Source organism: Streptomyces sp. NRRL WC-3742 (assembly GCF_000720635.1).
In the GTDB taxonomy this organism is placed as follows: domain Bacteria; phylum Actinomycetota; class Actinomycetes; order Streptomycetales; family Streptomycetaceae; genus Kitasatospora.
This window is the reverse complement of the sequence record NZ_JOCF01000061.1, coordinates 25,699-38,203: the sequence shown is the minus strand read 5'-3', so window position 1 is coordinate 38,203 and position 12,505 is coordinate 25,699. Positions and strand designations below refer to the sequence as shown.

The 12,505-nt window shown below is 76.3% G+C and carries 2 protein-coding genes; both read right to left on the bottom strand.

The window, feature by feature from the left end:
- Positions 1-6 precede the first annotated feature (6 nt).
- Positions 7-843 carry an alpha/beta hydrolase gene (locus IH61_RS0129165; protein WP_031075214.1) on the bottom strand — a complete coding sequence of 279 codons (837 nt, stop codon included), beginning with the start codon at positions 841-843 and terminating at the stop codon, positions 7-9.
- A 16-nt stretch (positions 844-859) separates the two neighbouring features.
- The gene (locus IH61_RS0129160) at positions 860-12,496 is read right to left on the bottom strand and encodes a hybrid non-ribosomal peptide synthetase/type I polyketide synthase (protein ID WP_031075213.1); all 11,637 of its coding nucleotides are present in this window, start codon (positions 12,494-12,496) and stop codon (positions 860-862) included.
- Positions 12,497-12,505: the final 9 nt, after the last annotated feature.

The window sequence follows — 12,505 nt, the reverse complement described above, 5'->3', positions numbered from 1 at the left end:
TCCGCTCTATCGGGGGGTGTGCTGGCGCAGGAAGGCCAGGATCGAGTCGGTCCGGGGCTCGGCAGCCTCCGGCAGGACGGCCTGCGGGGCCTCGTGGACGATCCGCTTGGCGAGGCCCTCGGGGTGCTCGGCGTCGTCGCCGGGCAGGACCAGCAGCGGGGCGGGGAACTCGGCCATCCACGGCTCGGGGACGGAGAAGTACGCGGAGCCGTCCGGCCAGAGGCCGTCGCGGAAGCGGACGAGCAGGGTGATGTAGTTCTCGCGGCGGACGGCGCCGATCTCGGCGCGGAACTCCTCGTCGTCGTGCAGGCGTTGGGCGAACGGCCCGGCGGCCGGGTTGTCGGCGAAGCGGCCGTTCTCCTCGGCCGCGGCGAGGACGCCGGCGACGCCCTCGGCGCGGGGGTGGCGCATGGCCTCGTCGAACGGGTGGAAGTAGGTGCCCAGGGTGTTGGACCCGTCGCGGCCGACGGGACGCTCGGCGACCACCGAGCGCACCCGCTCCGGTGCGTCGTGGGCCAGGCGCCAGGCGTGGACGCAGCCGCTGCCGGCGGCGACCAGGTGGGCCTGCTCGATGCCCAGCTCGTCCAGGACGGCGAGCTGGTCGGCCGAGGTCTGGGCGTAGTCGAAGGGCAGCGCGGGGGCGTGGCTGGCGCCCGCGTGGCGCTGGTCCATCACGATCACCCGGAAGTGCGGGGCGAGTTCGCGGACCGGGTGGTACGGGTGGGTGTCCCAGGAGGAAGCCTCGCTGCTGACCCCGCCGGGGGCGAGCAGCAGCACGGGGAATCCCTCGCCGTGCACCTGGTAGTGGATGCGCGCCCCGTCCGGGCGCAGGATCTCGGGCATCGGTCTCTCCTACGGGTCAGTGGGCGACGGCGGCGGGCCGGGCCTGCGTGTGGGACAGAGCCGGCGCGGTCAGGGCCGCGATCGTCTCGGTGAGTTCGGCGGCCAGGGCCGCGGGGTTCTCGATCGGGGCGGCGTGGGTGCCGAGCACGCCGCTGCGGGTGTACGGGCCTTCGGTGAGCGCCCGCCAGGCGTCCAGGGCCTGCTCGGGAAGCACCGGGTCGTCGGTGCCGGCCACGGCGCGGACCGGGATGCGCAGCGGGGCGCGGTCGAGGTGGCGCAGCGCGGCCCGGTGGTTCTCCGCCAGGGTGACGTCGGTACGCAGCCTCACGAGGTACTCGGCGAGCAACTCCTCGCTGCCCAGGACCTGTTCGGGCAGCAGCCCGGCGAACAGGGCGGCCGCCTCGCCGGTCGGCAGCGTGTCCAGGACGGCGGCCGAGTCGGTGAGCCGGCGCAGGCCCTCGGTGGGTTCGGCCTGCGGCGGGATGCCGCAGGCGGCGACGAGGGCGAGCGGCGGGGTGGCGGGCTGCCCGGCGAGCCGGTGGGCCAGCTCCCAGGCGAGCCAGGAGCCCTGGCTGTGCCCGTAGAGCACGGCGGGGGCGTCCAGGCGGGCGCTGACGGCGGCGGCGACGTGGTCGGCGAGCACCATCATGTCGGTGACGGGCTGCTCGTCGGCGCGGCCGTCGCGGCCGGGCAGCTGGACGGCGACGAGTTCGACGTCGTCGGGCAGGTGCCGGGCCAGCGGGATGTGTCCGGCGGTGGTGCCGCCCATGCCCGCCATGGCGAAGACCCGGGCGCGCGGGTTCGCGGCGGGCTTGAGCACCCGCAGCCAGCCGTTCTCCGGTGTCTGCGCTGTCCGCGGTGTCAGCGGTGTCCGCGCGGCCGCTTCGCCGTCGGAGGGCAGCAGCTTCTCCAGCAGGAACCGGGCCAGGCCCGCGCAGTCGCCGGCCCGCACGATGGTGTCGGTGGTGAACGCGACGCCGGTGCGGCGGGCGAGCTGGCCGCGCAGGGTGACGGCCATCAGGGAGTCCAGGCCGAGCTGCTGGAGCGGCTGCTCGGCCGGGACGGCCTGCGGTGCGAGGCCGAGGACGGGGGCCGTCTCGGCGGTGACCAGTTCGGTGAGCAGGGCCAGTGCCTGGTCCCGGTCGCCGTCCGCGAGCCGTCGGCGCAGGTCGCGTCCGGCGGTGTCGTCGGCGGCGGGCTCGGCGGGTGCGAGGGCCGCGCGGGCCTGCGGGACGGTGTCGACCAGCGGGCGGGGGCGGGCGGCGGCGTAGAGCGGGGCGAAGACCGCCCAGTCGATGTCCGCGACGCCCGCCGAGGGCAGGCCCGCGGCCAGCACCTGGCCGAGGGCGTGCAGGGCGCGGTCCGCGGCGATGGGCCGGTGGCCGCGCGAACGGTACGTCCGCTCGGCCTCGGCGCTCATCATGCCGCCGCCGGCCCAGCCGCCCCAGTGCACCACCGTGGCGGCCAGACCCCGGGCGTGCCGGTGGCGGGCGAGGGCGTCCAGGGCGGTGTTGGCGGCGCCGTACGCGGCCTGGCCCGCTCCGCCCCACAGGCTCGCCCCGCTGCCGTACAGCAGGAAGGCGTCCAGGGGGCGGTCGGCGAGCAGGTCGTGCAGGTGGCGGGCGCCGTGGGCCTTTGCGGCGAGTTCCTCGTCGGCGGCCTCGGGGGTGAGGTCGTCGACGGCGGTCATCCGGGAGACGCCGGCGAGGTGGGCGACGACGCGCAGCGGCTCGGCGTGGGTGTCGAGCGCGGCGAGCAGCCGCCCTGCGGCCGCGCGGTCGGCGAGGTCGCAGACCGCGAGGTCGAGGCTCGCGCCCAGGGCGGCGAGGTCCTCGCGCAGGGCGTCCAGCTCGGGGGCGGGGCGGGCGGTGCGGGTGGCGAGGACGACGCGGCGGGTGCCGCGGGCGGCCAGCCAGCGGGCGAGGTGGCGGCCGAGCGCGCCGGTGCCGCCGGTGATCAGCGCGGTGCCGGTGGTCCGCCAGGCGGCGCCCGCGGTGAGGCGGGCGCGGTGGAGTCGGCGCACGTACCGGCCCTGGGGCCGCAGTGTCACCTCGTCCTCGCCGTCCCCGGCCGCCAGCGCCTCGACGAGGGCCTTCTGCCAGCCCTCGTACGGCTCGGCGGGCAGGTCGATCGTGCCGCCCCAGCGGTCGGGGGCCTCCAGGGTGAGGACCCGGCCGAGGCCCGTGACCAGCGCCTGCGGGTGGTTCGGGACGTCCTCGCCGTTCTCGCCGTTCCCGCCGTTCTCCCCGTCGAGGGCGGTGGCGCCCCGGGTGACGGCCCGGACGGGGACCGGGCGGCCGGTGTCGCCGACCGCCTGGACGAGGGCGAGCAGCCGGTGGAAACCGCGCTCGTCGGCGCCCTCGCCGGGGGTGGCGAGCAGGCCCGTGAGCGGCGGCAGGGCGCCGAGGGCGGCCGCGAGCGCGGTGCGGTCCTCGGAGGCCGGCAGCCGGTGGACGGTGGCCCCGGCGACGGTGAGCGCCTCGGTGAGCGCTTCGGTGAGGCCCTCGTCCGGCCCGACCAGTGCCCAGTGGCCCGTCAGGGCCGCCGGGGTGGGCGTCCCGACCGGCTCGCGGCGCTCGGTGTACAGCCAGTCGGCCGTGTTCGCGTCGGCCTGCCGGCCCTCGTGCCAGGCGGCGAGCAGGGGCAGCAGCTCCTCCAGGCCCTCCTTCAACTGCTCGGGTGCGTCGAGGAGTTCGGCGATCCTTCCGGCCTCGCCGCCGGTGACGGCCTGCCAGAACTCGCCGTCCACCGCGCTCGGTGCGGGCTGGGAAGCCTTGGGCTCGGCCCAGTGCCGGGAGCGCTGGAAGGCGTACCCGGGCAGTTCGACCTGCGGCCCGGTGCCGCCGAACGCGGCCGCCCAGTCCACCGGGTGGCCCTGGACGTGCAGCGCGCCAAGGGTGCGGTGCAGCTGGTCGAGGCCCCCGTGGCGGCGGCGCAGGGTGTCGACGACGACGGCGCCCTCGGCGAGCCCGTTGTCGGTGAGCGGACCGGCCAGCACCGGGTGCGGGCTGACCTCGACGAACACCTGGTGCCCGGTGCGCAGCAGTTCGCGCTGGGCGAGGTCCAGCCGGACGGGCTCGCGCAGGTTGCGGCACCAGTACGCGGCGTTCAGCTCCCGGCCGTCCAGCAGTGCGCCGGTGACGGTGGAGTAGAACGGCACGGCGGCGGGCCTCGGGTCCAGGTCGGCCAGTTCGGCGGCGAGGCCCGGCAGGATGGCGTCCATCTGGGCGCTGTGCGAGGCGACGGCGGCGTTGAGCTTGCCGCAGATCACGTCCTGGTCGTCGAGGTCGAAGAGCAGGTCGTTGATCGCGTCGACGTCGCCCGAGACGGCCGTCGAACCGGCGGTGTTGACGGCGGCCAGCGAGATCCGGCCCCCGTGGCGGGCGAGGTGGACGAGCACCTCGTCCACGGGCAGTTCGACGACGGCCATCTCCCCGCGCCCGGCGCAGCCCAGCAGGGCCCGGCTGCGCAGCGCGACGATCCTGGCGCCCTCCTCGACGGTGAGCGCCCCGGCGACCACGGCCGCGGCGACCTCGCCCTGGCTGTGGCCGACCACGGCGGCCGGCTCCAGCCCGCGCTCGCGCCAGGCGGCGGCCAGGCCCAGGTACATCGCGAACATCGCGGGCTGCACCACGTCGAGCCGGTCCAGCGGCAGGTCGGCCGTGGAGCCGGAGCCCGCGAGCAGCTCGGAGACCGTCCAGTCCAGGTACGGCGCGAACGCCCGGTCGCAGTCGGCGACGGCGGCCCGGAAGGCCGGGCTCTCGTCGAGCAGGTCGCGGCCCATGGCGGGCCACTGGCTGCCCTGGCCGGGGAAGACGAACACGGCCTTGCCGAGCCGGCGCGCCTCGCCCTGGCTGAGCAGCCGGTGCGGACGGCCTTCGGCCAGCGCCGTGAGCCCGTCGACGAGTTCGGCGTTCGTACCGGCCAGGACGGCGGCCCGGGCGGCGAAGTGGGTACGGCGGGTGGCGGCGGGGCCGGCCACGGCGGCGGGGGTGAGCTGCGGGCGCTCGGCCAGGTGGGCGGCCCAGCGGCGGGCCTGGGCGCGCAGCGCGGTCTCGTCCCGTGCCGAGAGGACGACGGGGCGTACGCCCTCGGCGGGGGCGGCGGGCCCGGCGGGGCCCTGCTCCAGCACCAGGTGGGCGTTGGTGCCGCCGATGCCGAAGGAGGAGACCCCGGCGCGGCGCGGGCCCTCGCCCGTCCACGGCCGCAGCTCGGTGGCGACCTCGAACAGGCCCGTGTCCAGGCCGAGTTCGGGGTTGGGCCGGGTGTAGTGCAGGCTCGGCACGAACTCGCCGTGGTGGAGCATCAGCACGGCCTTGATGAGGCCCGCGATGCCCGCGGTGGCGTCGGCGTGGCCGATGTTGCTCTTGACCGAGCCGAGTGCGCAGGGCGCGGTGCGCCCGGCCGCGCCGAAGACCTGCTGGAGCGCCTGCACCTCGATCGGGTCGCCGAGGGCGGTGGCGGTGCCGTGCGCCTCGACGTAGCCGATGGTGTCCGGGGTGACTCCGGCGGCCGCCTGGGCCTCGGCGATGACGGAAGCCTGGCCGGCGACGCTGGGGGCGGTGAAGCCGACCTTGTCGGCGCCGTCGTTGTTGACGGCGCTGCCGCGGATCACCGCGTACACGGTGTCGCCGTCGGCGACGGCGTCGGAGAGGCGGCGCAGCACCAGCACGCCGACGCCGTTGCCGGGGACGGTGCCGCCGCCCTCGGCGTCGAAGGCGCGGCAGGCGCCGTCCGGGGAGGCGACCAGGCCCGGCTGGTAGAGGTAGCCGGACTTCAGCGGGAAGGTCAGCGAGGCGGCGCCGACCAGGGCGGCGTCGGACTCGCCGCGCAGCAGGCTCTCGCGTGCCAGGTGGGCGGCGACCAGGCCCGTGGAGCAGGCGGTCTGCACGGTCAGGGCCGGGCCGCGCAGGTCCAGCTTGTGGGCGACGCGGGTGGCCAGGTAGTCGTTCTTGCCGCCGATCATCGCCCGGTAGAAGGCGGACATGTCCTCCGGGTCTGCGCCCTGGTACCCGCCGTAGCCGGAGCCGCCGAAGACGGCGATGCGGCCGTCGAAGCCGCGCGGCACCAGGCCCGCGTGCTCCAGCGCCTCCCAGGCGCACTCCAGGAACAGCCGGTGCTGGGGGTCCATCGCCTCGGCCTCGGCCGGGGAGCAGTCGAAGAACCCGGCGTCGAACAGGTCGGCGTCCTCGACGTGGCCCTTGGCGCGGACGTAGTCGGGGCGGGCGAGCAACGCCTCGGGGACGCCGGCCTCGCGCAGCTCCTGCTCGGTGAAGTGGCTGATCGACTCGACGCCGCCGCGCAGGTTGGCCCAGAAGGCGGCCAGGTCGGGGGCGCCGGGCAGTCGGCAGGACAGGCCGACCACGGCGATCGCGTCCTCCTCCGGGCGGACGGTGGCACGGGCCGTGGGGGCCGTGGCGGTGGTCTCGCCGCTCAGGTGGGCGGCGAGGCGGCGCACCGTCGGGTGGTGGAAGACGGTGGACAGCGGGAACTCCCGGCCGAGCTCCGCGCACAGCTCGCGGTGGGCCTGGAGGGCGGTCATGGAGGTGCCGCCGAGCTCGAAGAAGCCCCGGTCGGGGTCGACCTCGACGACGTTCAGCGCCCGGGCCCAGGCCGCGGCGACCAGCGCCTGGACGTCCTGACCGGTCTCCTCCCGCGCGGGGGCGGGGGCGGCGGCCGTGGGAGCCGGCAGGCGCAGCAGGGCGCCCCGGTCCACCTTGCCGTTGGGGGTGTGCGGCAGCTCGGGCATCCGGACGAGCCGGCCGGGCACCGCGTGGGCGGGCAGCCGCTCGGCCAGGTGCGCGGCGAGCGCCGCCTCGTCGGCCTGCGGGGCGGGCACCCAGTAGAGGGTGAGCCTCGGGTCGTTCTCGGTGTCCTCGCGCACCACGGCGCTGCACTCGACCACGGCCGGGTGCTCACCGGCGACGGTGTCGACCTCGCCGAGCTCGATCCGGTGGCCGCGCAGCTTGACCTGGGCGTCGATGCGGCCGCAGAACTCCAGGCTGCCGTCGGCGCGGTGACGCACCAGGTCGCCGGTGCGGTACATCCGAGCGCCCTCGTGGCCGGCGTACGGGTCCTCGGTGAAGCGCTCGGCGGTCAGCTCGGGCCGCTCGTGGTAGCCGCGGGCGACGCCGAGGCCCCCGATCCACAGCTCGCCCCGGGTGCCGCGCGGCACCCGGCGGCCGTGCCGGTCGAGCACGTGGAAGAGGGTGTTGAGGACGGGCGTGCCCAGCGAGACCTCGCCGCGTTCCAGGGCGCCGGCCTCCAGCGTCCAGGTCGCGGACCAGACGGTGGTCTCGGTCGGGCCGTACATGTTGAGGACCTCGCCCGGGCAGAGCGCGGCCAGTTTGCGGGCCAGGCCCCGGTCGAGGGCCTCGCCGCCGACGAGCATCCGGCGCAGCCCGCCGATGAGGGCGCGGCCCTCGGCGTCGGCGAGCAGCATCCGGGCGTAGGAGGGGGTGCACTGCAGGTGGGTGGGGCCGAGGCGGCGGTGGGCGGCCCAGTCGGCGGTGCTGCCGGCGGCGACCACGACGCGGTAGCCCCGGGTGAGGGTCCACAGCAGTTCGAGGGTGGAGATGTCGAAGGAGAGGCTGGTGACGGCCAGCCACGTGTCGCCGGGGCCGCCGCCGATCCGGGCGTCCATGGCGCGGCAGAAGTTGGCGAACTGGGAGTGCTCGATCCGTACGCCCTTGGGGCGGCCGGTGGAGCCTGAGGTGTAGATCAGGTAGGCGAGGTCCTCGGGCGCCGGGGCGTCGAACTCGCCCGTCTCCTCGGTGGTTTCGGGCGCGATGACGGCCAGGTGGCCCCAGCGCTCCACGGCGGTGCCGGAGATCACGACGGTCAGGCCGCTGTCCTGCACCATGTGGTCCAGGTGCGCGGCGGGGTAGTTGGGGTCGAGCGACAGGTACGCCCCGCCGGCCGTCCAGACGGCCAGGACGGCGACGACCAGGTCGGTGCCGCGCGGCAGGTGCACCCCGACCGGGGTGCCCGGGCCGATGCCCGCGGCGCGCAGCTTCGAGGCCAACCCTCCTGCCCTGCCGAGCAGTTCGGCGTAGCTCAGCTCCACGTCGCCGTCGGTGACCGCGACGGCCTCCGGGGTGCGGGAAGCCTGCGCCAGGATCAGCTCGTACGCGGTCGGCCGGTCGACGTCGCTGGGCTCGACGCTGCCGGCCCGCTCCTCCAGCCAGGCCAGCTCGGCCGCCCCCAGCACGTCCAGGTCCGTGAGCGCCGCCTCGGGGCGGCGGACGAACTCGGTGAGCAGCCGCTCGAAGCCGGCCGCGAGGCGCTCGGCGCCCTCCGCGTCCAGCACCTGCGGCAGGTACTCCAGTTCGGCGCGCAGGGCGTCCCCGCTGGGCGCGAGGGTCAGGCCCAGCTCGAACTTGGAGGCCCCGCGCACATTGCCCGCCGGGCTGCCGGTGACCGGCAGCCGCCAGGCGTCCGCTCCCTCGCCCACGGTGGGCAGTTCGGCGCTGCCGTAGTTGAACACCGCGCGGAACAGCGGGTTCTCCTCGCCGTTGCGCTCGACTCCGGCGGCCTGGACGAGCCGGCTCAGCGGCACGCCCTGGTGCTCGGCGACGGCGTTGACCTTCTCGCCCATGGCGGCCAGCAGGCCGCTCACGGTGGGCTCGCCGGTCAGGTCGCAGCGCAGCGGCAGGGTGTTGACCAGGAAGCCCACCACACCTTCGGAGCCCGGCAGTTGGCGGTTGGCCCAGACGGTTCCGAGGGTGAAGTCGGCCTGGTCGCAGGTGCGGGCGAGCAGCGCGGCGAAGGCGCTGACCAGCACGGTGTACGGGGTGACGGAGGTGCGGGCGGCCAGCGCCTCGACCTCGGCGCGCAGGGCGGCCGGGAGGGTGAAGTAGTGGGTGTCCCCACCGTTCTGCGTGTCCCCACCGTTCCCCTCCGCCTGCGGGGGGCCGGGCGGGAACTCCAGCCGGGGCGCACCGGCCAGTTCGGCGGTGAAGTGGCGCAGCCCCTCCTCGAAGCGGCCCTCCAGGGCGGCGGCGCGCTCCCAGGCGGCGAGGTCGCCCAGGTGGTGCTCGACGGGAGCCGCCTCGGGCTCAGCGCCGGTGGCGAACGCCCGGTAGGAGGCGTGGAGTTCGTGCAGCAGCAGGGTCAGCGACCAGCCGTCGACGACGGCGTGGTGCAGGGTGAGGCAGATCAGCTGCTCGCCGCCGGGCGCGGTGAGCACCGTGCAGCGGGCGAGCGAGGGGCCGCCGAGGTCGAAGGGGGTCAGTTCCTCGGCCCGGGCGGCGGCGTCCAGGTCCTCGGTCTCGGCCCACTCCAGCGGGATCGTGGCCGACTCCCCCACCACCTGCACGAGTTCGCCCCCGCGCAGGGCCAGGCCGGTGCGCAGCGCCTCGTGCCGCGCGGCCAGGTGGGCGAGGGCCCGGCCGAAGGCCGTCCGGTCCAGCCCGCCTTCGACCGAGAGCTTCAGCGCTACGTGGTACTGGGCGGTGCCGGGGCGCAGCTGCTCCAGGAACCAGAGGCGGCGCTGGCCCTCGGTGGCCGGGTGGACCTCGCGCCGGGCGCTTCGCTCCAGCCGGGCGCCGGCCGGGGCGGCGGGCAGCTCGCCGAGGGCGTGCTCCAGCAGGTAGCCGGTGACGGCCCGGGCGGTGGGGTGGTGCAGGGTCAGGTTGGCGGGCAGGGTGGCGCCGGTGAGCTCGGTCAGGCGGTTGCGCATCCGCAGCGCCATCAGCGAGTCCATGCCGAGGTCGCGGAAGCGGCGGTCGGCGTCCACGGGCTCGTCGGTGCCGAGGAGGGCGGCCACCTCGCGGCGCACCGTCTCCTCCAGCAGGTGGGCCCGCTCCTCGGCGGGCAGCGCGGCCAGCCGGGCGCGCAGCCCGTCCACCGGCACCTGCTCCACGGCGGGGGCCGAGCTGTTCAGGACGCCGGCCGGGGCCTGGGCGTCCACCCAGTAGCGGCGGCGCTGGAAGGCGTAGGTGGGCAGCTCGAGGGCCTGGCCGGCCGGGCGGTGGCCGAGCACCCGGGCCCAGTCCACCGGGTGGCCGTGGCCGTGCAGGGCGGCGAGCTGCTGGAGCAGCTGGGCCGTGCCGCCGCGCCCGCGCTGGAGGGTGCCGACGACCACGCCGTTGTTGGCGGCGGTGGCGCCGGTCAGCGGGATGCCGAGCACCGGGTGCGGGCTGACCTCGACGAACACGCCGAAGCCGGCGGCCGTCAGCGAGCGCAGGGCGAGGTCCAGGCGGACGGTCTCGCGCAGGTTGCGGCACCAGTACGCGGCGTCCAGGCTCTCCCCGGGCAGCACCGTGCCGGTGACGGTCGAGTGGAACGGCACCTCGGCGGCGCGCGGGGCCAGGTCGGCGAGCGAAGCGGCCAGGCCCGGCAGGATCGGGTCCATGTGGCGGCTGTGGCCGGCCGCGTCGGAGGGGATGCGGCGGCAGTACACCTCGCCGTCGGCCATCGCGGCGAGCAGGTCCTCGATCGCCTCGGCGTCGCCGGAGACCACGGTGGAGGTTTCGGTGTTGATGACGGCGACGGACAGCGCGCCCTCGTACGGCGCGATCAGCGCGGCCGCCTGCTCGGCGGGCAGCTCGACCAGCGCCATGCCGCCCTTGCCGCTGCACTCGCGCAGCAGCGCCCGGCTGCGCAGGGCGACCAGCTTGGCGCCGTCCCGCAGCGACAGCGCCCCGGCGACGACGGCGGCGGGCACCTCGCCCTGGCTGCTGCCGACGACGGCGGCGGGCTCCACGCCGAGGGAGCGCCAGACGGCGGCCAGGCCGATCATCACGGCGAACAGGGCGGGCTGCAGGACGTCGATGCGCTCGAAGTCGGGCAGGTCGTCGCCCTCTCCCGCCAGCAGCGCGCGCACCGACCAGCCGGTGTGCGGGAGAAGCGCGGCGTCGCACTCCTCGATCGCGGCCCGGAAGACGGCGGACTCGGCGAGCAGGGCGCGGCCCATCTCGGGCCACTGGCTGCCCTGGCCGGGGAAGACGAACACGGCCTGGCCGCGCGGGGCCGAGCGGCCCTGGACGAGCTCGCGCGGGGCGGCGCCCTCGGCGAGGGCGCGCAGGCCCAGCGCCGCCTCGGCGGTGGAGGCGGCGGTGACGGCGGCGCGGTGCTCCAGGTGGGTGCGGTGCAGGGCGGCGGTGCGGGCCAGGTCGAGCAGGCCCGTGCCGGGGTGGGCGTCCAGCCAGTCGGCCCAGCGGGCGGCCTGGGCGCGCAGGGCCTGCGGGGTCTGGGCGGAGAGCAGCACCGGGTAGCCGTCCGAGGGGACGGCCTGCGGCTGCTCGGTGCCCTCCTCGAGGACGGGCACCTCCTCCGCCTGGGGCGCCTCCTCCAGCACCAGGTGGGCGTTGGTGCCGCTGATCCCGAAGGAGGAGACCCCGGCCCGGCGCGGACGCTCGCCGCGCGGCCAGTCGGCGGCCTCGGCGAGCAGCTCGATGCCGCTGCCGTCCCAGGCGATGTGCGGGCTGGGCTGCTCGACGTGCAGGGTCTGCGGCAGTCGCTCGTGCTGGAGCGCGAGCACCATCTTGATCACGCCGAGCACACCGGCCGCGGCCTGGGAGTGGCCGATGTTGGACTTGCCCGAGCCCAGGCGCAGCGGCTGCCCGGCGGCCCGGCCGGGGCCGAACACCTCGGCCAGCGCACCAGCCTCGATCGGGTCGCCCAGGCGGGTGCCGGTACCGTGCGCCTCGATGGCGTCGATGTCGGCGGGGGTGAGCCGGGCGGCGGCCAGCGCCTCGCGGATGACGCGCTGCTGGGCGGGCCCGTTGGGGGCGGTGAGGCCCTGGCTGCGGCCGTCCTGGTTGGTGGCGGAGCCGCGGATGACGGCGAGCACGCGGTCGCCGTCGCGGCGGGCGGCGGAGAGGGTCTTGAGCAGCACCATGCCGCAGCCCTCGGCCCAGCCGCCGCCGTCCGCGTCGGCGGAGAAGCTCTTGCTGCGCCCGTCCGGGGACATGGCGCGCAGCCGGCTGGACTCGACGAACAGCACGGGGGTGTTCATCACGGTGACGCCGCCGGCCAGCGCCTGGTCGCACTCGCCGCTGCGCAGCGCGGCGCAGGCCAGGTGGATGGCCACCAGCGAGGAGGAGCAGGCGGTGTCGACGGTGACGGCCGGGCCCTGGAGGCCCAGGGTGTACGAGACGCGCCCGGAGATGACGCTGCTGGAGATGCCGGTGCCCTGGTATCCGTCGAGGCTCTCCAGGGTGGCCTGGGTGGTGGCGTAGTCCGAGCGCATCGCGCCCAGGTAGACGCCGGTGCGGCTGGTGCCCAGCGGGCCGGGGCGCTGCCCGGCCCGCTCCAGGGCCTCCCAGGCCGTCTCCAGGGCGAGGCGCTGCTGCGGTTCCATCGCGAGGGCCTCGCGCGGGGAGACGCCGAACAGCTCGGCGTCGAACTCCTCGATGCCGTCGAGGAATCCGCCCTGGTCGGCGTAGCTCTTGCCGGCCGCCTCCGGGTCCGGGTCGAACAGGTCGAGGTGCGCCCAGCGCTCGGGCAGCGGGCCGATCAGGTCCTCCCCGGCGGCCAGCACCTCCCAGTACCGCTCGGGGGTGGCGGCGCCGCCGGGGAGCCGGCAGGCCATCGAGACGATCGCGATCGGCTCGGTCCGGCTGTGCTCCAACTCCTGGTTGCGCTGCTGAAGTTGCAGGACGGCCGCCATGGCGCGGCGGAGCCGGTCCTCGTTCGCGTTCTCGTTCATCTCTGAGCC